At 72.3% G+C, this 20,192-nt stretch carries 20 protein-coding genes, 1 tRNA gene and 1 other RNA gene; 16 read left to right on the top strand and 6 right to left on the bottom strand.

Going from position 1 to position 20,192, the window contains the following annotated elements; translation table 11 throughout:
• Positions 1–580 precede the first annotated feature (580 nt).
• The 3 genes from ACZ6S5_RS15300 to ACZ6S5_RS15290 all read left to right on the top strand — a co-directional run bounded on the left by ACZ6S5_RS15300 (position 581) and on the right by ACZ6S5_RS15290 (position 3,319).
• Positions 581–1,162 carry an IS607 family transposase gene (locus ACZ6S5_RS15300; RefSeq protein WP_466000757.1) on the top strand — a complete coding sequence of 194 codons (582 nt, stop codon included), beginning with the start codon at positions 581–583 and terminating at the stop codon, positions 1,160–1,162.
• Positions 1,159–2,538, top strand: a complete 1,380-nt coding sequence (gene tnpB, locus ACZ6S5_RS15295; RefSeq protein WP_466000756.1) for an IS607 family element RNA-guided endonuclease TnpB — start codon at positions 1,159–1,161, stop codon at positions 2,536–2,538. The genes ACZ6S5_RS15300 and tnpB overlap by 4 nt, the downstream gene beginning before the upstream one ends.
• 271 nt (positions 2,539–2,809) lie before the next feature.
• Positions 2,810–3,319 (top strand): DUF6912 family protein, encoded by a 510-nt coding sequence (locus ACZ6S5_RS15290; RefSeq protein WP_466000755.1) that lies wholly within the window; start codon positions 2,810–2,812, stop codon positions 3,317–3,319.
• A gap of 24 nt (positions 3,320–3,343) precedes the next feature.
• On the opposite strand, the gene ACZ6S5_RS15285 is transcribed toward ACZ6S5_RS15290, so the two are convergent.
• Positions 3,344–4,420 (bottom strand): hypothetical protein, encoded by a 1,077-nt coding sequence (locus ACZ6S5_RS15285; RefSeq protein WP_466000754.1) that lies wholly within the window; start codon positions 4,418–4,420, stop codon positions 3,344–3,346.
• Positions 4,421–4,869: 449 nt separating this feature from the next.
• Here ACZ6S5_RS15285 and pruA point away from each other — a divergent pair, with 449 nt between their 5' ends.
• From pruA to ACZ6S5_RS15235, 10 genes are all read left to right on the top strand, one after another.
• Entirely contained in the window at positions 4,870–6,498 is a 1,629-nt protein-coding gene (gene pruA / locus ACZ6S5_RS15280) for an L-glutamate gamma-semialdehyde dehydrogenase (protein ID WP_466000753.1), read from the top strand.
• Between the two features lie 167 nt (positions 6,499–6,665).
• Positions 6,666–7,181 (top strand): PadR family transcriptional regulator, encoded by a 516-nt coding sequence (locus ACZ6S5_RS15275; RefSeq protein ID WP_466000752.1) that lies wholly within the window; start codon positions 6,666–6,668, stop codon positions 7,179–7,181.
• Between the two features lie 45 nt (positions 7,182–7,226).
• Entirely contained in the window at positions 7,227–8,348 is a 1,122-nt protein-coding gene (gene prfB, locus ACZ6S5_RS15270) for a peptide chain release factor 2 (protein ID WP_148431527.1), read from the top strand.
• A 118-nt stretch (positions 8,349–8,466) separates the two neighbouring features.
• Positions 8,467–9,147 (top strand): cell division ATP-binding protein FtsE, encoded by a 681-nt coding sequence (gene ftsE / locus ACZ6S5_RS15265; protein ID WP_466000751.1) that lies wholly within the window; start codon positions 8,467–8,469, stop codon positions 9,145–9,147.
• A gap of 71 nt (positions 9,148–9,218) precedes the next feature.
• The gene (gene ftsX / locus ACZ6S5_RS15260) at positions 9,219–10,094 is read left to right on the top strand and encodes a permease-like cell division protein FtsX (RefSeq protein ID WP_466000750.1); all 876 of its coding nucleotides are present in this window, start codon (positions 9,219–9,221) and stop codon (positions 10,092–10,094) included.
• A 134-nt stretch (positions 10,095–10,228) separates the two neighbouring features.
• On the top strand, positions 10,229–10,708 hold the full coding sequence (gene smpB, locus ACZ6S5_RS15255; protein ID WP_466000749.1) for an SsrA-binding protein SmpB: 480 nt from the start codon (positions 10,229–10,231) through the stop codon (positions 10,706–10,708).
• Between the two features lie 104 nt (positions 10,709–10,812).
• Positions 10,813–11,188, top strand: a transfer-messenger RNA (tmRNA) gene (gene ssrA / locus ACZ6S5_RS15250).
• A gap of 85 nt (positions 11,189–11,273) precedes the next feature.
• A complete protein-coding gene (locus tag ACZ6S5_RS15245) occupies positions 11,274–11,939 on the top strand; it encodes a hypothetical protein (protein WP_466000748.1) in 666 nt (221 codons plus the stop codon).
• A gap of 165 nt (positions 11,940–12,104) precedes the next feature.
• On the top strand, positions 12,105–12,566 hold the full coding sequence (locus ACZ6S5_RS15240) for a hypothetical protein (RefSeq protein WP_466000747.1): 462 nt from the start codon (positions 12,105–12,107) through the stop codon (positions 12,564–12,566).
• A gap of 39 nt (positions 12,567–12,605) precedes the next feature.
• On the top strand, positions 12,606–13,583 hold the full coding sequence (locus ACZ6S5_RS15235) for a hypothetical protein (RefSeq protein WP_466000746.1): 978 nt from the start codon (positions 12,606–12,608) through the stop codon (positions 13,581–13,583).
• Between the two features lie 25 nt (positions 13,584–13,608).
• On the opposite strand, the gene mdlC is transcribed toward ACZ6S5_RS15235, so the two are convergent.
• Together mdlC and ACZ6S5_RS15225 are read right to left on the bottom strand one after the other, a co-directional pair.
• The gene (mdlC, locus tag ACZ6S5_RS15230; RefSeq protein ID WP_466000745.1) at positions 13,609–15,204 is read right to left on the bottom strand and encodes a benzoylformate decarboxylase; all 1,596 of its coding nucleotides are present in this window, start codon (positions 15,202–15,204) and stop codon (positions 13,609–13,611) included.
• Positions 15,205–15,315: 111 nt separating this feature from the next.
• Entirely contained in the window at positions 15,316–16,119 is an 804-nt protein-coding gene (locus ACZ6S5_RS15225) for an S-methyl-5'-thioadenosine phosphorylase (RefSeq protein ID WP_466000744.1), read from the bottom strand.
• 153 nt (positions 16,120–16,272) lie between these two features.
• On the opposite strand from ACZ6S5_RS15225, the gene ACZ6S5_RS15220 reads away from it, so the two are divergent.
• Both ACZ6S5_RS15220 and ACZ6S5_RS15215 read left to right on the top strand, forming a co-directional pair.
• Positions 16,273–16,863 (top strand): YqgE/AlgH family protein, encoded by a 591-nt coding sequence (locus tag ACZ6S5_RS15220; protein ID WP_466000743.1) that lies wholly within the window; start codon positions 16,273–16,275, stop codon positions 16,861–16,863.
• A 92-nt stretch (positions 16,864–16,955) separates the two neighbouring features.
• Positions 16,956–17,028, top strand: a tRNA-Ala gene (locus tag ACZ6S5_RS15215).
• A 62-nt stretch (positions 17,029–17,090) separates the two neighbouring features.
• Here ACZ6S5_RS15215 and ACZ6S5_RS15210 read toward each other — a convergent pair.
• Positions 17,091–17,441 (bottom strand): DsrE/DsrF/TusD sulfur relay family protein, encoded by a 351-nt coding sequence (locus tag ACZ6S5_RS15210; RefSeq protein WP_466000742.1) that lies wholly within the window; start codon positions 17,439–17,441, stop codon positions 17,091–17,093.
• 78 nt (positions 17,442–17,519) lie between these two features.
• Positions 17,520–18,131: a class I SAM-dependent methyltransferase gene (locus ACZ6S5_RS15205; RefSeq protein WP_466000741.1), complete on the bottom strand. Its 612-nt coding sequence runs from the start codon at positions 18,129–18,131 to the stop codon at positions 17,520–17,522.
• A gap of 233 nt (positions 18,132–18,364) precedes the next feature.
• Here ACZ6S5_RS15205 and ACZ6S5_RS15200 point away from each other — a divergent pair, with 233 nt between their 5' ends.
• Positions 18,365–18,982, top strand: a complete 618-nt coding sequence (locus ACZ6S5_RS15200) for a GNAT family N-acetyltransferase (RefSeq protein ID WP_466000740.1) — start codon at positions 18,365–18,367, stop codon at positions 18,980–18,982.
• A 64-nt stretch (positions 18,983–19,046) separates the two neighbouring features.
• Here ACZ6S5_RS15200 and ACZ6S5_RS15195 read toward each other — a convergent pair whose 3' ends face one another.
• The gene (locus ACZ6S5_RS15195) at positions 19,047–20,114 is read right to left on the bottom strand and encodes a glycerophosphodiester phosphodiesterase family protein (protein ID WP_466000739.1); all 1,068 of its coding nucleotides are present in this window, start codon (positions 20,112–20,114) and stop codon (positions 19,047–19,049) included.
• Between the last annotated feature and the right edge of the window lie 78 nt (positions 20,115–20,192).

Below are 20,192 nucleotides of genomic sequence, written 5' to 3'. Positions count from 1 at the left end.
CGGCATGTCGCCGTCTCCGGCCGCCCGGATAGCCCGCCCTGCCGCATCCCGGTGCCGGTCCGCCCTCGCCTGCGTCGGTCGCGCAGGTCGGTCGCGCGGGTCGGTCGCGCGTCGAGCGGGGCGCGGGTTTGCGGCGCGTCGCGCTTTCCTGTCGCCGAGTTGCCCCGTCTCGCCGCATCCCGACGTCGATCACGCCGTCCGCGGCCGCGGGTGCGGCGGCGGGCGCGGGCGCGGAGCGGCACAGGCGGCGCAGGGCGTTGGGGTGTGCCGTGTGGGGCGCGCAGGGCGCAGGGCGTTGGGTGTGCGGCGTTGGGGCGTGGGGCGCGGAAGGCAGGGGCCCGGGGCGGGGGCGACGTGGGGTGAGGCTTCGCGCGAAAGGCGGCCGGTGCCTCACAGTCAGAGGACGTCGAGGACGGTGCAGAGTCAGGTGCCGCAGCGGTGTTCCAGGCGCAGGGCGATCGCCCATCTCGCCCCGCCCGGGCCGGCGAACACGGCGGCCGCCTCGACCGCCCCGGCGCGGGGTTGCCGCTGTTGCCGGTTCAGTCAGTATGAGCGCTCAGGAGTGGGCTAGAGTGTTGATGTGAACCTCAAGGAGTGGGCAGCATCCCAGGGGGTGTCGTATGCAACCGCCCGGCGGTGGTTCGCGGCCGGGAAGCTGCCCGTTCCCGCCTACCAGACCGGCCGGTTGATCGTGGTTGGCGAACCGGCACCGTCTGCGCATGGACGACATGTGGTCGCGGTGTACGCCCGCGTGTCATCGGCTGACCAGCGCGCCGACCTTGACCGGCAGGTCGCTCGGGTGACCAGCTGGGCTACCGGGCAGGGTCTGGCGGTGGGCCGGGTGGTCACCGAGGTCGGTTCCGCTCTCGATGGGCGCCGTAAGGAGTTCCTCGCGCTCCTGGCCGACAAGGCGGTATCCACGATCGTGGTGGAGCATCGGGATCGGTTCGCCCGGTTCGGTGCCGAGTACGTCGAGGCCGCGCTGTCCGCGCAGGGCCGCCGCCTGCTGGTGGTCGACCCGGCCGAGGTTGATGACGATCTGGTGGGTGACGTGACCGAGGTCCTGACCTCGCTGTGCGCCCGCCTGTACGGGCATCGGGCCGCCGCCGACCGGGCCCGCCGCGCGATCGACGCCGCCACCGGCGGGGAGAGCGTCGCGTGAAGGTGGTGCAGGCGTATCGGTTCGCGCTGAATCTGACTGCGGCGCAGGAGCGTGGCGTGCTCGCCAACGCCGGCGCGGCCCGGGTGGCGTACAACTGGGCCCTGGCCCGGGTGAAGGCCATCATGGACCAGCGCGCCGCGGAACGCACCTACGGTGTACCTGAGGAGTTGCTGACCCCGACGCTCGGGTGGAACCTCGCGGCGTTACGCAAGGCGTGGAACCAAGCGAAGCCGGACGTGGCGCCGTGGTGGCAGGAGTGCTCCAAGGAGGCATTCAACACCGGCCTCGACGCCCTGGCCTGCGGCTTGAAGAACTGGTCCGACGCGCGTACGGGCAAGCGAAAGGGGCGGCGAGTCGGGTTCCCGCGGTTCAAGTCCCGTCGCCGCAGCACGCCGAGCATCCGGTTCACCACGGGTGCGATCCGGGTGGAGCCGGACCGCCAGCACGTCGTACTGCCCCGGCTGGGCCGGCTCAAGCTGCACGAGTCCGCCCGCAAACTTGCCCGCCGCCTGGAGGCGGGCACGGCCCGGATCCTGTCCGCGACCGTGCGCCGTGACGGCGGACGGTGGCATGTCGCGTTCTGCGTCGAGGTCGATCGGGCCGAGCGGGCCCCGGCACGTCCGCGGGCGGTGGTCGGCGTGGACGTCGGGATCACGCACCTGGCGGTGCTGTCCACCGGCAAGATGGAGCCCAACCCCCGCCACCTGGATGACGCGGCCCGCCGAATGCGCCGACTCGCCCGGCAGATGTCCCGGCGCGTCGGCCCGGCCCGGCGTACCGGCCAGCGGCCGTCAAAGCGGTGGGAACAGGCCCGCCGGCAGGTGGCCCGGGCGCACGCGCGGGTGGCGAACCTGCGCCGCGACGGGCTGCACAAGCTCACCACCCGCCTGGCCCGCGAGTACGGCACTATCGTGGTCGAAGACCTCAACGTGGCCGGCATGCTGCGCAACCCGCGCCTCGCCCGGCGCGTCGCCGACGCCGGGTTCGGTGAAATCCGCCGGCAGGTGACCTACAAGACCGTATGGAACGGCGGCCACCTGGTGGTGGCCAACCGCTGGTATCCCTCCAGCAAGACCTGCTCGGACTGCGGCACGGTGAAAGCCAAGCTGGCCCTGTCCGCGCGTACCTACAAGTGCACCTCGTGCGGCCTGATCCTGGACCGGGATGTGAATGCCGCACGTAACCTCGCCGCGCTCGCGGCCGAGGCGACCACCGCCGGGAGTGGCCCGGTGGCAGGACGTGGAGCCGACCGTAAGACCCGCCCACGCGGGCAGGTGGCCGCGAAGCGTCAACGCGGCACCGCCCAGGCGGGTAAGACCGGGACCGTCCCACCGTCAGGCGGGACTGCCGACCATGTGCTCACTAGAGCACACTGAGAGGTAACGGTTCGCACACCCGTAGCCGGAACCTCGGCTCCACGGTGACTCCTGGGTTTGGTTGTGTTGCCTCAATCTGCCATCGCCGGCCCGCCGGTCCCAGCGTCCGACCCGCCCGGCCGCCGGAGGAACCGCGCCGAACCGGCGTAGGGACACACCGGCGGGGAACTAGTTCCGGGGCGGGTGCAAGGTGTATGACGGTCACGGCGTACGGCATGATCGGCGCCCGGAGCCGGCGCCCGCCGGCCGGGCCTGAGCTTGGGAGAGACCGGTGACCGACGAGCTTGTCCGGGTGTACGTGCCGGCGACCGTCCCGATGCTGGCGCGGCTGCGCGAGGAGGGGCTCTCCGCCGACGAGGCGCACGCGGTCACCCCGGAGCTGCGCGAGTGGTACGCCGAGGGCGACGAGGAGGAGTTGGAGTACGTCGCCTTCACCCGGGCCGCCCAGGACGCGCTGCTGCTGCTGCGGGCCGACCACACCGCGCCCCGGCGCCGGGTGGTGGTCTCGGTCGACCTGCCGGCCCGCGCGGTCGGCCGGGTCGGCGGCGAGCTCGGCTCCAGCGTGGTCCGGCTGGCCGGGCCGGTGCCGGTCAAGACGGTCGCCGCTATCCACGTGGACGGCGCGGAGGCGGTGGACGACGTGGCGGCCGCCGCCGAGGTGGTCGCGGAGGCCCAGGCGGGTGACCCGGATGCCCAGTTCACCGTCGACGGCGCCGAGGACCACGAGCTGGAGTGGTACGACGTGACCGAACTGGACCTCCTGCTCCGCGAGGCCGGCTGAGGGCTCGCGGACAGGGGTTGGTGGTCAGGCCTCCGCCGGCTCGTCCTCGTCCTCGTCCACCGTGGGGCGCGGGCCGAGGGTGCGGCCGAACGCGACGAGCGCGGTGAGCGCCCCCACGAACAGCACCCAGATGCCGTTGTCGACCCGCGAGGTGCCCAGCGCGGTCTGCGCCACCTGGTCCGCGTCGCTGAGCGCGGCGGCCAGCTCCAGCAGGCCGTGCCCACCAACCCGGATGATCACCTCAGTGAGCAGCAGGAGCAGGCCCGCCCCGGCCCCGGCGACCAGGTACGACGGCCAGCGCAGCTGTGACAACTCCAGCTCGGCGCGTCTGACGCCGCGCCCCGACCTGGAGCCGTCGGGCGCGACCCCGTCCCGGCGGGCGGCCCGCCGGCGGGCCCAGGCGAGATAGCCGAAGGCCACCAGACCGGCGATCAGCCCGGCGAGCAGCGACTCGGTCCGGGACACCCACTTGGCGGCGTCGAGCATCGACTGCTGGGTGTCGCCGGCCCCGAACAGGTCGGAGAGCGGGTCCCGGGCGCGGCTGAACAGCACCACGAAGACCTGCGCGGCCAGCGTCGCGGTGGCCAGCGCACCGACCACCCGGGCGTTGCGCGCGCCGGCCATCGCGCCGCCGATGATCGCCGCCGCCGCAGTGGTGCCGGCGATGGTGTTCGTGGTCGCGTTGTCGGCGTACGTCAGGTTGATCGCCACCGCGGCGGCGAGCCCGACCAGCAGGCCGGTGCCGACGGCGGCGAGGAAGCGCAGGGTGGCCCGGCCGACCGGGTTGGTCACCGCCAGCGCGACGGCGGCACCGGCGACCAGCGCGGCGGTGATCACGCCGGGCAGCGCGTAGGCGGAGAGGCTGATCGCGGTGACGCCGGCCGCGGCGGAGGTGATCGCCGCCTGGGTGGACCAGAGCATGGCGGCCAGCCAGGCGACCGCCACCACGGCCAGCACCAGCGCGCCGGGCGCGTACGCCCGGTCCGCGGCCGGCCCCGCCGCGTCGGCGGGGGCGGCCTCCGGCTGGTCCGGCACCTCGACCGGGGCGGCCTCGGGCTGGTCCGGCTCCGCAGCCGTGGAGCTGCCGGGCTGCTTGCTCATCGTCTCCCTCTCGACGGACGCCAGTCGGCCGCGCGGGGCCGGGCAGGTCACCGGCCATCCAGGGTACGCGCCACCCGGGGCCGGCCCCGCGCCCCTCGCGGCCGACCCGGTCGGTCCCGGGCGTGACCTCCCGGGGCGACCGCCGGTGCGCCCGGCACCGGTGTCCGCAGGGTGAGGCCCGGCGACGGATCGCAGGGCACGAAGCCGGTCCGGCCGACGGTTGGGCAGGTGCGGACGGCTCCTGGCCTACGGTCCGTCGTGTGGCGGTGCGACCCTGAGTTCCTGCCGGTGACGGCACCGGCGAGGGTGTCCGGGCCTGCCGCATGGAAGAATTGGCCGAGGTCCCGCCGCCGCGACCGGTCCGCCGCGCGGTGCCCGGCACCCGGCCGCCCGGTCGGTGCCCGCGGGTCCGGTTTCGCCACCGCCGTCGAGATCGCACAGGAGCCGTGATGGACGCCGTGTTCTCCGTACCCGAGCCGCGCAACGAGCCGGTCCACACCTACGAGCCCGGCAGCGCCGACCGGGAGCGGCTCCAGCGGAGGCTGGCTGAGCTCGCCGCCGAGCGGATCGAGCTGCCGATGACCATCGCCGGCGAGCAGCGAATGGCCGGCGGCGAGTCGATCGACGTGGTCCAGCCGCACAAGCGCGCCCACGTGCTCGGCGTCACCGGCCACGCCACCCACGACGACGCCCGCGCTGCGGTCAAGGCGGCCAAGGACGCGGCCCCGATGTGGCGGGCGCTGCCCTTCGAGGAGCGCGCCGCGATCTTCCTGCGCGCCGCCGACCTGCTCTCCGGCCCGTGGCGGGACACCCTCAACGCGGCCACCATGCTCGGCCAGTCGAAGACCGTCGTCCAGGCCGAGATCGACGCGGCCTGCGAGTTCATCGACTTCCTCCGGTTCAACGTGCACTTCGCCCGGAAGCTGCTGGCCGAGCAGCCGATGTCCTCGCCGGGGGTGTGGAACCGGTTCGACCACCGCCCGCTGGAGGGCTTCGTCTACGCGGTCACCCCGTTCAACTTCACCGCGATCGCCGGCAACCTGCCCTCGGCGCCGGCCCTGCTCGGCAACACCGTGGTCTGGAAGCCGGGCCCGACCCAGCAGTTCGCGGCGCACTTCACCATGCGTCTCTTCGAGGCCGCCGGCCTGCCGCCCGGCGTGATCAACATGGTCACCGGGCGCGGCGAGGAGGTCTCCGACGTGGTGCTCGCCGACCCGGACCTGGCCGGCATCCACTTCACCGGCTCGACCAAGGTCTTCCAGCACCTGTGGCGGACCGTCGGCGAGAACATCGCCCGCTACCGGGGCTACCCCCGGCTGGTCGGCGAGACCGGTGGCAAGGACTTCGTGGTCGCGCACTCCAGCGCCGACGTGGACGCCCTGCACACCGCGCTGATCCGCGGCGCGTACGAGTACCAGGGGCAGAAGTGCTCGGCGGCGTCCCGGGCGTACATCCCCCGGTCGATCTGGGAGGGTGGCCTGCGGGACCGGCTGGCCGCCACCGCGGACGCGCTGACCTACGGCGACGTGACCGACTTCGGCAACTTCGGCGGGGCGGTCATCGACGACAAGGCGTTCGGCCGGCACCTCGCCGCGCTGGAGCTGATCAAGGGCGACGACAGCTGCACGGTCCTGGCGGGCGGCACCGCCGACGACTCGGTCGGGTACTTCGTCCGGCCGACCCTCTTCGAGTGCTCCGACGCCGCGCACGAGACCTTCACCACCGAATACTTCGGCCCGATCCTCGGCGTGCACGTCTTCGACGACGCCCGCTTCGACGAGGTGGTCCACCAGGCCGAGTCGATCGCCCCGTACGCCCTGACCGGGTCGATCTTCGCGACCGACCGCCGGGTGGTCGACCAGGTGGCCGAGAAGATGCGGTACGCGGCCGGCAACTTCTACATCAACGACAAGCCGACCGGTGCGGTGGTCGGGCAGCAGCCGTTCGGCGGGGCCCGGGCCAGTGGCACCAACGACAAGGCCGGCTCCTGGCACAACCTGGTCCGCTGGACGTCGCCGCGGACGATCAAGGAGACCTTCGTCCCGCCGACCGACCACACGTACCCGCACATGGGCTGACGGGCAGGGAAGGGCCCCGTTCAGGGGCCCTTCCTCGCCGCCGGGGGCCGGGGGCGGGCGTCCCCGGCGGACTGTCGTCCGCCGACAGTGCACATCGGACGCGCCAACGGGTGGCGAAATCGGCGAAACGTGGACGCCGATGCCGACAAAGTGGCAGCTTAGAGGGCATGGCGGAATCCGGAGTCAACCCGACGGCGGCGGCCCTGCTGGGCCTGCTGCACGACGGCCCGATGACAGGCGGCCAACTGATGGCCGCCGCCGAGCGCCGGCTGGCGCCGTACTGGTCGATGACCCGCAGCCAGGTCTACCGGGAGCTCCCGGTGCTGGCCGAGAAGGGTCTGGTGCGGCTCGGGAAGCCCGGGCCGCGGATGAGCCAGCCGTACGCGATCACGGCGGCCGGGAAACGGACATTCTCCCGCTGGCTGGCGGAGAATCCGGGCAAGGACACCATCCGTAACCCGATCGCGCTACGGATCGCCTTCGGCCCCCTGCACTCGGCGACTCAGCTCAAGAACCTGTACACCTCGGCGAACGAATACCACACCGAGGCCCTGGCGGCGGTGCGCGAGCAGGTCAAGAATGCCAAGAAGGAAGGCGACAACTACGACGCCAGCGCGCTGGAGTTCGCCGTCGCCTACCACAAGGCGGCGCTGTCCTGGCTCAAGTCCGCCCCGGTCGGCTGACCACCTGCGCCGGCGCGGCCACCTGAGGCAGTACGCTTGTCTGTCGTGACCGCTGCCGATTACGCCGAACAGCTCAAGGAACTCGACGCCACCCTGCGCAACATCGAGGCCGTGCTCGACCTCGACAAGCTGCGCGAGCAGAAGGCCCGCCTGGAGCAGGAGGCCTCCGCGCCCGACCTCTGGGACGACCAGGCCAAGGCGCAGCAGGTGACGTCGCAGCTGTCGTACGTCAACGGCGAGATCAGCAAGCTCGGCAGCCTCCGCTCCCGGCTCGACGACGCCGGGGTGCTGCTGGAGCTGGCGCAGGCCGAGTCGGACCCGGGCACGCTGGCCGAGGTCGAGTCGGAGATCACCGGGCTGACCAAGGCCATCCAGGAGATGGAGGTCCGCACCCTGCTCTCCGGCGAGTACGACTCCCGGGAGGCGCTGGTCGCCATCCGGGCCGGGGCGGGCGGCGTGGACGCGGCGGACTTCGCCGAGATGCTCCTGCGGATGTACCTGCGCTGGGCCGAGCGGCACGGCTACCCGACCGAGGTCTACGAGACCTCGTACGCCGAGGAGGCGGGCCTGAAGTCGGCCACCTTCACGGTCAAGGTGCCGTACGCGTTCGGCACGCTCAGCGTGGAGTCCGGCACCCACCGGCTGGTGCGGATCAGCCCGTTCGACAACCAGGGCCGCCGGCAGACCAGCTTCGCCGGCGTCGAGGTGCTGCCGGTCGTCGAGCAGACCGACCACATCGAGATCCCCGAGAACGAGATGCGGATCGATGTCTACCGGTCCTCGGGCCCGGGTGGGCAGAGCGTGAACACCACCGACTCGGCCGTCCGGATCACCCACATCCCGACCGGCATCGTGGTCACCTGCCAGAACGAGAAGTCGCAGCTGCAGAACAAGGCGTCGGCGCTGCGGGTGCTCCAGGCCCGGCTGCTGGAGCGCAAGCGCCAGGAGGAGCAGGCCAAGCTCCAGGGTCTGAAGACCGACGCCGCCGGTTCGTGGGGCGACCAGATGCGCTCGTACGTCCTGCACCCGTATCAGATGGTGAAGGATCTGCGTACCGAGCAGGAGACGGGCAATCCGTCCGCGGTCTTCGACGGCGAGCTGGACAGCTTCATCGAGGCCGGTATCCGCTGGCGGAAGCAGCAGCAGCTCACCGCTGACGGTGCGTGATCGGAGTCGGACGCAGCGCGTCATCGATCTCCGCCTGACCGGCTGAATCGATGACGCGACTCGCAACGATGGGGCGGGGGGCTTGGCTCTTCCGTTACACCGCGTAGACTCTCGACCCGTGATTCAGCTTGAGCAAGTGACGAAGACGTACCCGAAGGCGTCCCGGCCTTCGCTCGACAACGTGTCCGTCTCGATCGAGAAGGGCGAGTTCGTCTTCTTCATCGGTCCATCCGGCTCCGGCAAGTCCACGATCATCAAGATGCTGCTGCACGAGGTCACCCCCAACAAGGGGCGGGTCGTCGTCAACGGCAGGGACGTCACGTCGATGCGCTCCTGGAAGCGACCCCACTTCCGGCGTTCCATCGGCTGCGTCTTCCAGGACTTCCGCCTCCTGCCGAACCGCACCGCGTACGAGAACGTGGCGTTCGCGCTGGAGGTGATCGGCAAGACCAAGGCGGTCGCCCGCCGGGTCGTGCCGGAGGTGCTGGAGCTGGTCGGTCTCGGTGGGAAGGAGCACCGCTACCCCCACGAGCTCTCCGGTGGTGAGCAGCAGCGGGTCGCGGTGGCGCGGGCGTTCGTGAACCGGCCGCTGATCCTGCTGGCGGACGAGCCCACCGGAAACCTGGACCCGGACACGTCGATCGAGATCATGCGCCTGCTGGACCGGATCAACCGCACCGGCACGACCGTCGTGATGGTCACGCACGACTCCAACATCGTGAACCAGATGCGCCGCCGCGTCGTCGAGATCGAGAGCGGCCGCATCGTGCGCGACCAGCACCGTGGCGTCTACGGCTGAGCCGTCCCGGCTGACGATCCGTAGACCCTGACGACGAACACCTCACGCCGGAGAGCCGGAGGAATTTCCCGATGCGGATGAAGTACGTCCTGTCCGAGGTACTGGTCGGACTGTGGCGCAACGTCACCATGACCGTCGCGATGATCATCACGATGGCGGTGTCGCTGTTCATGCTGGGCGGCAGCGGCCTTCTCTACCAGAAGGTCGGCGACATGAAGGACCTCTACTACGAGAACGTCCAGGTGTCGATCTTCCTCAAGACCGACGTCAGCGAGCAGCAGCGCACCGACCTGGACGCGAAGCTGAAGGGCGACCCGCTGGTCAAGGAGGTCACCTACGTCAACAAGGACGAGGCCTACAACCGCTTCAAGCAGATGTACGCCGACGCCCCCGACCTGGTGAACGCCGTCAAGCCGGACCAGCTGCCCGAGTCGTTCCGGATCACGCTGAAGAACCCGGAGCAGTACAAGAGCATCTACGACCAGTACAAGGACTCCGAGGGGGTCGACGAGATCGTCGACCAGAGCAAGCTGCTCGACAAGGTCTTCGGCGTGCTCACCGGGATCCAGAACTTCGCCCTGGCCATCGCGATCGTGATGGCGGTCGCCGCCCTCCTGCTGGTCGCGAACACCATCCAGGTGGCCGCGTACAGCAAGCGGCGCGAGGTCGCGGTCATGAAGCTGGTCGGCGCCTCCAACTGGTTCATCCAGGCGCCGTTCGTGCTGGAGGCGGTGGTCGCCGGCCTGTTCGGCTCGATCCTCGGCCTGGTGGCGTTGATCGGCGTCAAGCTCGTCGCCGGCGGTGGCTCGCTGGCCGCCCTGGAGGGCCTGATCACCCCGATCTCGTGGTCGGAGATCCTGCTCACGTTCCCGCTGATGGCCGCCGTCGGCGGTGTGGTCAGCGCGGTCACCGCCTGGGTCACGCTCCGCTTCTACCTGCGGGTCTAGTTTTCGGGTACGGCTCTCCGAGGGCCCTTCCGCGCCGGAATAAACGGCGCGGGAGGGCCCTTGTGCTCGGGGTAGCATGATCTCCGCTCCGCGCCCGGGTGGGTCGCGGACCGATGGGAAGGGAGGTGGCGCCGATGCCACGGGAAAAGGGCCGCAAGGTGGTCGCCTCCAACAAGAAGGCGCGCCACGACTACGCCATCCTCGACACGTACGAGGCGGGCATGGCGCTGACCGGCACCGAGGTCAAGTCGCTGCGGGCCGGGCGGGCGTCGCTGGTCGACGCGTTCGCCCAGGAGCGCAACGGTGAGCTCTACCTGCACGGCATGCACATCCCGGAGTACACGCAGGGCACCTGGACCAACCACGAGCCCCGGCGGACCCGGAAGCTGCTGCTCAAGCGGCTGGAGATCGACCGGCTGATCGGCAAGACCCGGGAGAGCGGTCTCACCCTGGTGCCGTTGCAGGTCTACTTCTCCGACGGCTGGGCCAAGGTGGAGATCGGCCTGGCCAAGGGTAAGAAGACGTACGACAAGCGTCAGGACCTCGCCAAGCGGGACGCCGAGCGGGAGATCGCCCGCACGGCGGGCCGGCGCGGCAAGGGCATGGACGACTGAAACATCCGGTTTGTCCGGGTAGCTGGCCAGGGCCGGCCTCGGAATGAATCCGGTTGCGCCAGGCGTTAGGCTTGGTGTTGCTGCCGAAAGGGGCAGCCCGTCGAGGGGGTGACTGGTTTCGACTTCGTACGTTGCGGCAGGGGAAGCGAGCCGAGGAAGCCGACGTCGTCTCGTGAATCGGTCGTCGGAAACCAATAAGCGCCAAGAACAATCGCGCTGACTTCGCTCTCGCCGCCTGAGGCGAGTAGTGAGTCTGTCGGCCTGGGAGCGCCTTCGACCCAGTTAGCCGGCATCAGCTAGAAGGCTGGCCAACCGGACCCGGTCGCGGGGTCCGTGCGGCGAGATCAATCAGCGACTGGGCCCGTCACACCGACTCGCTCGCGTGATCGGAGGGGCCGAGTAGAGGCACAGCGAGCTGCGCTCGGAGAAGCCCTGACAAGGCGGCGAAGGACCCGGGTTCGATTCCCGGCACCTCCACCACCTGACCTGTGCGCCCCGGTCCACCTGGACCGGGGCGCACAGTCGTCTCCGGGTCCGGTTGCCGGCGCGCTCTACGCTCCCCGCTGTGACGAACGAGAGGATCCGGCTCTCCGTCGGCGCGGCGCCAGGGCAGCGCGTGGTCGCGGCCGTCGTGGGCGTGCTGTTCGCCGCCTTCGGTGCCGTCTTCGTGCTGCTGCCGATCTTCGCCGACCGGCTGCTGGCCCGGCTTACCGGCACCGGTGAACCCTTCCCGTCGTACGAGGACGCGCGGGACCTGCCGCCGGGCATGCTGCCGCCCGAGTTGACCGGAGGCTCCACCGGCTCGCCCCTCGGGCCGGGACGCTTCGTCGGGCTCTGCGGCGTGCCCTTCACGCTGCTCGGGCTCTATCTGCTGCTGCGGGTGCTGCGCACCGCCGCCTGGCTGGACGGGCCCCGCGCCTCGGTCCGCGGCGCCCTGGGCACCCGTACTGTCGACCTGGCCACCGCCGAGGTGCACGGCGGCGCGGTCGGCCAGCGGGCCGGCGACGACGCGGTGGTGCGGGTGCCGACCCTGGTCGCCCGGGACCGGGACACCGGCCGCCGGATCACCATCCCGTTGCAGGGCATGGGGCTCGCCGCGCTGCCCCCGTACGAGCTGCGGGCCCTGGCCGACGCGATCACCGCCGGCCGCCCGTCCGACGGCCGGGACGCCGACGCGCACGTGCTCGCCGGACAGCTGCGCGCCATGGCGGCCAACCCGCTGGGGCTGTAGGGACGGGTGGGGTGGATGGGGCCGACGGGGCAGATGAGGCGTCCGCCGGGCCTGGACAGTCCCCCCGAGCGGGTCCACCATCGCTGTACGCAGTAGCGAAGACGGCTCCAGGTCGCGGCGCGGCGGCAGACGCGCCGAGATGGAGTCGTCGGACGGGAGGTGCCCATGGTCACCGGTCCGATCCAGCAGCCGACCGTCGCCGCGACGGCCCGCCCGCCCGCCGCGCGTCAGCCCGGCCTCCTCGGCGACGTGCCCGCCCTCGTCCGGGCGCTCGCCGTGCCGATCGGGGAGCCACGCTGGCGGGAGCATCTGATCCGCCACCTCGGCCCGGTGCGGCAGGGCTTCGCCGAGCACGTCCGGGTCACCGAGGGCCCCACCGGGCTCTACGCCGAACTGCTCGGCCAGGCACCCCGGCTGGACCGGGGCGTACGCCAGCTGACCCGGGAGCACGTCCTGATCGTGGCGGCGCTCGCCGCCCTCCAGCACGCCGCCGGGCTGCCGGAGGTGCCGGCCGAGGAGCTGCGCGGCCGGGTCGGCGAGCTGCTCCGGGCGCTGCACCGGCACCGGCAACGCGGTGCCGACCTGCTCTGGGAGGCGTACCAGGCCGACCTGGGCGGGGAGGACTGAGCGGGGAACCCGGCGCACCGGCGCCGCGTCCAAAGGGGCATGCGTCGTTCCATCGCCCTGCTGGGGCTGCCGCTCCTGGTCCTCGCCGGCTGCGCCGCGCCCGGCTCCGGTCCGGCCGCGCCGCCGGCCAGCACCCCGGCGACCACCGGCTGGCCGGCGTTCGACCAGCGGGCCGCCCGGGTGGCCGACACCTGGCGCCCCGGCGAGGCGTGGCGCAGCGGGTACGTGCCGCTGGAGGACGGCACGACGCTGGCCGGCGACCCCGGCTTCAGCGCCGACACCAAGTGGGCGTACGCGCAGGGCTGGTACCGGGAGCAGGTCGCCATCCCGACCACCACGCCGGCCGACGCGACGATCCGCTTCCCCGACGGCACGCTGCGGGCGCCGCTGGTCAGCGCCGCCGCGGCGTACGCCGAACTGGACAAGGGCGACCCGCCGCCGTGCGCCGGACGGCCGATGAAGCCCCCGGCGGGCGAACCCGGCAAGCCGGGGGTCGGCGGCCCGACCATCGAGCCGGGGCCGGACGGCCCGGTCGCCACCCGGGCGACCGAACCCTGCGTGCCGCTGACCGTCACCGGCGTGACGCTGGGCAGCGCGACGGTCCGGACCAGCCGCGGGCCGGCTCAGGTGCCGGCCTGGCTGTTCACCGTGGAGGAGCTGAAGGTGCCGGTGGCCCGGGTCGCGGTCGCGCCGAGCGCCCTCGGCGCCGTACCCCAGGGGCTCACCCCCACCGCCCCGGTGCCCGACGGGGTGCGGACCGTGCAGAGCCTCGACGCGGTCGACGGCGCGCGCCTCGACTACAAGGTCGGGACGGGCGCCTGCGACGGCGAACCCACCCCGCTGGTGCTGGAGCGGGACGACCTCGTGGTGATCGGCGCCGGGGTGACCACCACGCCCGGACCCTGCACCATGCAGCTGGTCCTCAAGCCGGTGTCCGTCACCCTGAAGGCGCCGGTCGGCAAGCGGGCGGTGCTGGACGTGGGCAGCGGCACGGCGCTGGTGGTGGGACGGCGCTGACCGCCCGGCGGGCGCGCGATGCGCGTCAGAGGATCCGCGGCACGTCGGTGCTGATCTGCACGGGCAGCACCGTCGGCCGGTCGGCGGCCAGCGCCGCGGCCAGCGCCGGTCCCAACCCGTCCAGCGATTCCACCACCGTCGCCGCGCAGCCGTAGCCCCGCGCGACCGCCGCCACGTCCAGCCCCGGCAGGTCCAGCGCGGGCACCCCCGGGGTGTGCTTCAGCTCGGCGAACGCCTTGAGGATCGCGTACTGGTGGTTGACCGGGACCAGCACGGCGAGCGGCAGGCGCAGCTGCGCCGCCGTCCAGAGCGCCTGCACCGAGTAGTGCAGCGAGCCGTCGCCGATCACCGCCACCACCGGCCGCCCGCGCCCGGTGTCCCGCTCGGCCAGGGCGATCCCCGCCGCCGCCGGCAGGCCGAACCCCAGGCCGCCGCTGGCCATCGTGAAGTACGACCGGGGCCGGTCGACCCGCAGCCGGCGGCGCAGCGCGGACAGGTTGGACGGTGACTCCTGCACCAGCACCCCGTCGGCCGGGAAGTGCCGGGCCAGCGCCGCGAAGAGCGCGTCGGCGTTCGGCGGTGCGGTGACCTCGGGCGGCGCCGGGTCGGGCCGGGCGGACGGCGGCGGTCGGTCCGCCGGCGGCAGCAGCTCCAGCAGGCCGGCCAGGGTCAGCCCGGCGTCGCCGAGCAGGCTCTCCCCGACCGGCGCCCGGGCGGACTCGTCCGGATCGTCGGTGGCGTGCAGCAGCCGGGCGTCGGCCGGCAGGTAGTCGCCGGGCACGTGCGGGTAGTAGCGGAACACCGGGGCACCGATCACCAGGACCGTGTCGTGTCCGCGCAGCGCCTCGGCGAGCGGGCCGATCGCGTACGGCAGGACGCCCCGGAAGTGCGGGTGGCTCTCGGGGAAGACGGCGCGCTCCGGGGCCGGGGCGGACCAGACCGGGGCGGCCAGCCGTTCGGCCAGCGCCACCGCCGCCGGCCAGGCGTCCGCCCGGTCCACCGCCGCGCCGAGCACCAGCGCCGGGGCGCGGCTGGCGGCCAGCACCTCGGCGAAGCCGCGCAGCAGGTCCGGGTCCGGGGCGATCCGGGTGGCCACCCTCCGCACCTGCGGCGGCGGGTCGGCGGGCCGGTCCCAGTCGTCCATTGGCAGGGAGAGGAAGACCGGCCCGGCCGGCGGCTGCACCGCGGTCGCGTATGCCCGCATGAAGGCGGCCGGGATGTCCTGCGCGCGGACCGGCTCGTAGGCCCACTTGACGTACGGCTGGGTCAGCTCGGCCGCCCGGCGGTTGGCCAGCCGCGGCTCGATCAGCAGCATCTCCCGGTTCTGCTGGCCGGCGGTGACGATCAGCGGCGTCTTGTTGTGCCAGGCGGTGACCAGGTTGCCCATGCCGTTGCCGGTGCCCGGGGCGGTGTGCAGGTTGACGTGCGCGGGGCGGCCGGTGGCCTGCGCGTAGCCGTCGGCCATGCCCATCGCCGACGCCTCGTGCAACGCGTGCACGTAGCGGAAGTCGGCGGGGAAGCCCTGGAGGAAGGTTTCCTCGGTCGAGCCGGGATTGCCGAAGACAGTGGTCAGGCCGAGGTTACGGAGCAGGTCGTAGGTCGTGTCGCGGACCGTTGCCATCGCCGGCTGCCTCCCGTCCCACACGCGGTGCCGGAGACGGCTCGCTGATCAGTTCCCCCGACCAACCGAATTTATCGGTCTTCGGTCGACTTTTCGGGCGCTTCCCGGCGGTCAGGGCAGCGGGAACGGCAGCTTGATCCCGTCGAGCGCGTGCCCGCACGGGCAGTCCCGCTCGGTCGGCAGCGCGGCGACCGCGTCCAGCAGCACCGTGCGCAGCACGTCGATGTTCTCCGCGAACACCCGGAAGACCTCCTCCTGGGTGACCGCCTCGCCGGCCTCGACACCCGCGTCCAGGTCGGTGACCAGCGCGATCGAGGTGTAGCAGAGGGCCAGTTCGCGGGCGAGCACCGCCTCCGGGTGGCCGGTCATGTTGACCACCGTGCCGCCGATCGCGGCGAACCAGCGCGACTCGGCGCGGGTGGAGAAGCGCGGCCCCTCGACCACCACCACCGTTCCGCCGTCCACCGCCGGCACGTGCCGCGCGGCCGCCGCGTCGAGCAGCGTCCGGCGGCCGGTCGGGCAGTACGGGTCGGCGAACGGGACGTGCACCGCGCCCCGGTCGTAGTAGGTCTGCGCCCGGCCGCTGGTGCGGTCGATGAGCTGGTCCGGCACCACGAACGTGCCCGGGCCCAGCTCCGGGCGGAGCCCGCCGACCGCGCACGGGGCGAGCACCTGGCGCACGCCGAGCGAGCGCAGCGCCCACAGGTTCGCCCGGTACGGGATCCGGTGCGGCGGGTGGCGGTGGTCGCGCCCGTGGCGGGGCAGGAACGCCACTCGGCGCCCGCCCACCTCGGCGATCGTGATCGCCCCGGACGGCGTGCCGTACGGCGTGTCCACCTCGTGCTCGGTGGCACCGTCGAGCAGGGCGTAGAGGCCCGACCCGCCGATCACCGCCAACTCGGCCGTTGGACCCATGCGGCCCTCCCTCGATCCTGTCGCGATCACCCGCCCGACAGACCTTAGCCAGCGGGCGGGGTGCAGGCTATGGTGCGTGGCATGGCGTTGACAGCGCGGACGTTCGACGACGGCGGGTGCGCCGCACCGGCGTACGGCTGACGGGTGTCGGACATGCAGGGTGAGGGACAGGCGATCGGTGGCCGGGCCATGGACTCGATGACCGGGCGGCTGCTGGTCGCGACTCCGACGCTCAAGGACCCCAACTTCGACCGTACGGTGGTGCTGCTGGTCGCCCACGAGCCCGGCGGGGCGCTCGGCGTGGTGCTGAACCGCGCGACCGAGGTCCCGGTGGCCGACGTCCTGGGCGACTGGAGCGACCTGGCCCGGCACCCCGCGGTGCTCTTCGAGGGCGGGCCGGTGCAGCCCGACTCGGCCATCTGCCTGGCCCGGATGCGACACCCGATCAAGCCGGTGAAGGGCTTCCACCGGGTCTCCGGCGCGGTCGGCACCATCGACCTGTCGGTCGACCCCGAGCGGCTGCGGGACGCCATCGGCGGGATCCGGGTCTTCGCCGGTTACTCGGGTTGGGGTGCCGGCCAGCTCGAGCGGGAGATCGAGGAGGGGTCCTGGTTCGTCCTCGACGCCCTGCCCGGGGACGCCTTCGTCGACCGGCCGGACGATCTCTGGCCGATGGTGCTGCGGCGGCAGGGCGGCATGATGGCGGCGGTGGCCCACTTCCCGCCGGACGTGGCGTTGAACTGACCCCCAGCGTGAGGGAACCCCCCGCGAGATGACCATGCCGACCGGCGTGTGTATAGTTCTCTCCGTGCCCGGGCGACCGGGGACGACCGCAAGGGGCCGTGGCGCAGCTGGTAGCGCACCACACTGGCAGTGTGGGGGTCAGGGGTTCGAGTCCCCTCGGCTCCACCCTTCACGATCAGGGCGTTCGTCAGAGATGACGGACGCCCTTCGTCGTTTCCGGGCGCTTCTCAGAAGGTGAGGACCCGGTCGGCCTCGACGGTCCAGCCGGCGAGCTCACCCATCGAGGAGCGGGGCGCCTCGGGAATGAGGTGCTCCGGGGTCAGGCCCCGGGCGTCCATGCACGTCCCGCAGCAGGCGATCTGTCCGCCGTGGCGGGCGAAGGTCTTCAGCATGCGGTCGAGGGTGTAGTAGCCGTCCGGCGTCTTCTGTCCGGCTACGGCGCAGGTGACCGCGTCGCCCATCAGGAACATGCGCGGCTCGGTGTCGTCCCGCTTGGCCAACGCGGTGGCGAGCCGTATCGCGTTGTACGTCTCGTCGGAGCCGTAGGCCGGATTGTTGAGAATGAGCAGGACCTTCATGCCGCCAGTAAATATCGCTGGTGGCCGGCCGCGTAGGGCGAAAGGTCCTTTTCAGGAGAGGGCCCGCGCGCCCCGGCGTCAGTCGCTGTTCCTGGCGAGAAGCAGCCACGTGAAGGGTTGAACGCCGCCGCCGGGGGTCCGGTGCTCCTCACGAGTCGCGCGCAGCACCCGCCAACCGGGAAACTGCTCGGCGAGCTGGTCCGGGCCGTAGCGGGCGACCGGCAGACCCGAGCAGCGGTCCGGCCCCTCCGGGGCGAAGGTGCCGATGATCGCGTGGCCGTCCGGCTCGAGCGCGCTACGCAGGACCGCCAGGTAACGGCGGCGGTCGTCCGCAGCGGTGAGGAAGTGGAAGACCGCCCGGTCGTGCCAGAGCCGGTAGCGGCGTTCAGGCTGCCAGGTGAGCAGGTCCGCGACGATCCACGTGACCCTTCGGGTGTCGTCGCCGAGACGTCGTCTGGCGGCGTCCAGAGCCGGCTCCGCGATGTCGAGCACCGACACGTCCCGGAATCCGCGCCCGATGAGCCGGTCCACCAGGACGGACGCGCCACCGCCGACATCGAGGACTGCGTCGTCCTTGCCGGCCTCCGCGGTGTCGAGCAGTTCGAGCGACAGCGTCGGCTCGGGCTGATACCAGCTGACCTCGGTCGTCGGCTTCCCCTCGTAGACGCCGGTCCAGTGCTCCGTGGTCACGTTTGGTCCCTCCGACGGGCTCGCGCTCATGCGGGTTGAGTACCCAGTCAACATCAGGTGACAGCCGCCTGGCGCAGGCCGGTGACGGTGCCTGGCGGGCGGATTGCCGGCTATCGAGGCGTTTGTCGTTTCCGGGGCGTCCGTTCAGGGCGGCGAGCGGGCGTGATCGCCGCCGCCGGACGGCGGCGACAAAACGGATCGCACCACCGGTGCCGTCGTGCGATCGTGGCCCCGTGCCCCAGCCGATCTTGCGTACCGACCGTCTGCTGCTGGTCCCCCTCGCCGACCAACATCTCGACCTGGAGATCCAGCTCGACTCCGACCCGGAGGTGCTCCGCTACCTCTTCGGCCGGGCCCGGTCCAGGGACGAGGTGCTCGCCTCGCACGCGCGGCGGATGGACCTGGGCCGCCAGGTGGACGGCCTGGGCTACTGGATGGCGTTCGGGTCGGCCGGCGCGGCACCGGGCTCGACGCCACCGGTGCGGGCGGAGGAGGGCGAGTTCGTCGGGTTGATGATGCTGCCCCCGGCGCACGGCCCCGACCAGCCCGACGACCCGACCGTCTCGGACCTGGGTTACCGCCTCGTCCGGCGGCACTGGCGCAAGGGCCTGGCCAGCGAGGCGTCTCGCGCCCTGCTGCGGCACGCCTTCGACGCCGTCGGGCAGCGCCGGGTGATCGCGCAGACGATGACGGTGAACACCGGCTCCCAGGGCGTGATGAAGGCCGTCGGCATGCGGTACGTGCGGACGTACTTCCCGTCCTGGGACGCCCCGCTGCCGGGGGCCGACCTCGGTGAGGTCGAGTACGAGATCACCCGGGAGATGTGGGCGGAGCGCCGGGGCGCTCGCTGAGACACCGCTCGGTGTCGAGGGCGGGCGACCGGAGGGTGCCCGGCGGACACCCTCCGGTGCGACGTCAGCGCGGCTCGTACGCCTTCGGCAGGCGCATGCCCCGCTCGGCCATGAGCTGGCGTACCCGGTTCGGGTAGTTGGTGATGACGCCGTCCACGCCCAGGTCGATGAGCGCCGCCACGGTGGCCGGGTCGTCACACGTCCACGGGATGACCTTCAGGCCGCGCGCGTGCGCCTCGGCCACCATCGTCGCGTCCGGGTAGAAGCGGAAGCCCGGGTCGGCGACGGTGCCGTTCTGCGGAAAGCCATAGTTGGGGGAGAGCGCGGTCACGCCGGGGATGGCGGCCGCCGCCCGTACGAAGTCGCCGCCGAAGTCGTCCGCGTCGAGGCCGCCGAGCCACGGCGACGCGCCGGGCCTGCCGACCTGGAGGAAGTCGTAGTTGGTCAGCGCCACCAGCGGCCACCGGGGGGCGAGCCGGTGCATGACGCACAGGGCCCCCCAGTCGAAGGACTGGATGGTGACCTGGTCCTCGATGCCGGAGGCGCGGATCTCCTCGAACACCCGGCGGACGAACAGCTCGCGCGGCGCCGTCTGCTCCGGCGCACCCGCCTCGACCTTGGTCTCGATGTTCAGCGTGACCTGGTCGGCGTGCCAGCTCGTCACCAGGTCCAGCACGTCCCGCAGCTCGGCCATCCGGACGCCGGGGATCCGCTCCTGCTCGGGGAAGCCGGGAAGCTGCTGGTAGCCGCAGTCCATGGTCTTGATCTGGGCCAGCGTCAGGTCCTTGATGTACTTCCCCACGTACGGGTACATCGGGTCGCCGGGGACCACCGGCGCGGTGTCCCGGCACTTCTGCGCGCTGACCTGCCGGTCGTGCGTGACCACGACCTTCTCGTCCCGGGTGACCTGGGTGTCCAGCTCCAGCGTGCTGACCCCGAGGCGCAGGGCCTTGGCGAAGCCCGCCAGGGTCTCCTCGGTGGTCAGGCCGATGCCGCCCCGGTGCGCCTGCAGATCGAAGTGGGTCTTCTGCGGCAGCACGCCGGGACCGGTGCCGGTGGCCGCGTGTGCCGCTGTGGGCGTGGCCAGCACCGCCCCGGCGGCCAGGGCCGCCATGAGCTGACGGACGGACATGGGATACCTCCCCCTTGCTCGGATGACGCTGCCGAAGCTAGGGGCGGGGTCGGTGCCCGTCGTGGCCCTGACATGAGG

It is taken from the genome of Micromonospora sp. NPDC051924 (assembly GCF_055586005.1).
The sequence above is the reverse complement of the archived record's forward strand: the minus strand, read 5'-3'. Positions and strand labels throughout refer to the sequence as shown.

Excerpts from the sequence above, each read along its gene's own strand:
- ACZ6S5_RS15285 (WP_466000754.1), bottom strand. The coding sequence starts at position 4,420 with ATGAGCAAGCAGCCCGGCAGCTCCACGGCTGCGGAGCCGGACCAGCCC.
- pruA (WP_466000753.1), top strand. The coding sequence starts at position 4,870 with ATGGACGCCGTGTTCTCCGTACCCGAGCCGCGCAACGAGCCGGTCCAC.
- ACZ6S5_RS15275 (WP_466000752.1), top strand. The coding sequence starts at position 6,666 with ATGGCGGAATCCGGAGTCAACCCGACGGCGGCGGCCCTGCTGGGCCTG.
- ftsX (WP_466000750.1), top strand. The coding sequence starts at position 9,219 with ATGCGGATGAAGTACGTCCTGTCCGAGGTACTGGTCGGACTGTGGCGC.
- smpB (WP_466000749.1), top strand. The coding sequence starts at position 10,229 with ATGCCACGGGAAAAGGGCCGCAAGGTGGTCGCCTCCAACAAGAAGGCG.
- ACZ6S5_RS15240 (WP_466000747.1), top strand. The coding sequence starts at position 12,105 with ATGGTCACCGGTCCGATCCAGCAGCCGACCGTCGCCGCGACGGCCCGC.
- ACZ6S5_RS15235 (WP_466000746.1), top strand. The coding sequence starts at position 12,606 with ATGCGTCGTTCCATCGCCCTGCTGGGGCTGCCGCTCCTGGTCCTCGCC.
- mdlC (WP_466000745.1), bottom strand. The coding sequence starts at position 15,204 with ATGGCAACGGTCCGCGACACGACCTACGACCTGCTCCGTAACCTCGGC.
- ACZ6S5_RS15225 (WP_466000744.1), bottom strand. The coding sequence starts at position 16,119 with ATGGGTCCAACGGCCGAGTTGGCGGTGATCGGCGGGTCGGGCCTCTAC.
- ACZ6S5_RS15220 (WP_466000743.1), top strand. The coding sequence starts at position 16,273 with ATGCAGGGTGAGGGACAGGCGATCGGTGGCCGGGCCATGGACTCGATG.
- ACZ6S5_RS15210 (WP_466000742.1), bottom strand. The coding sequence starts at position 17,441 with ATGAAGGTCCTGCTCATTCTCAACAATCCGGCCTACGGCTCCGACGAG.
- ACZ6S5_RS15195 (WP_466000739.1), bottom strand. The coding sequence starts at position 20,114 with ATGTCCGTCCGTCAGCTCATGGCGGCCCTGGCCGCCGGGGCGGTGCTG.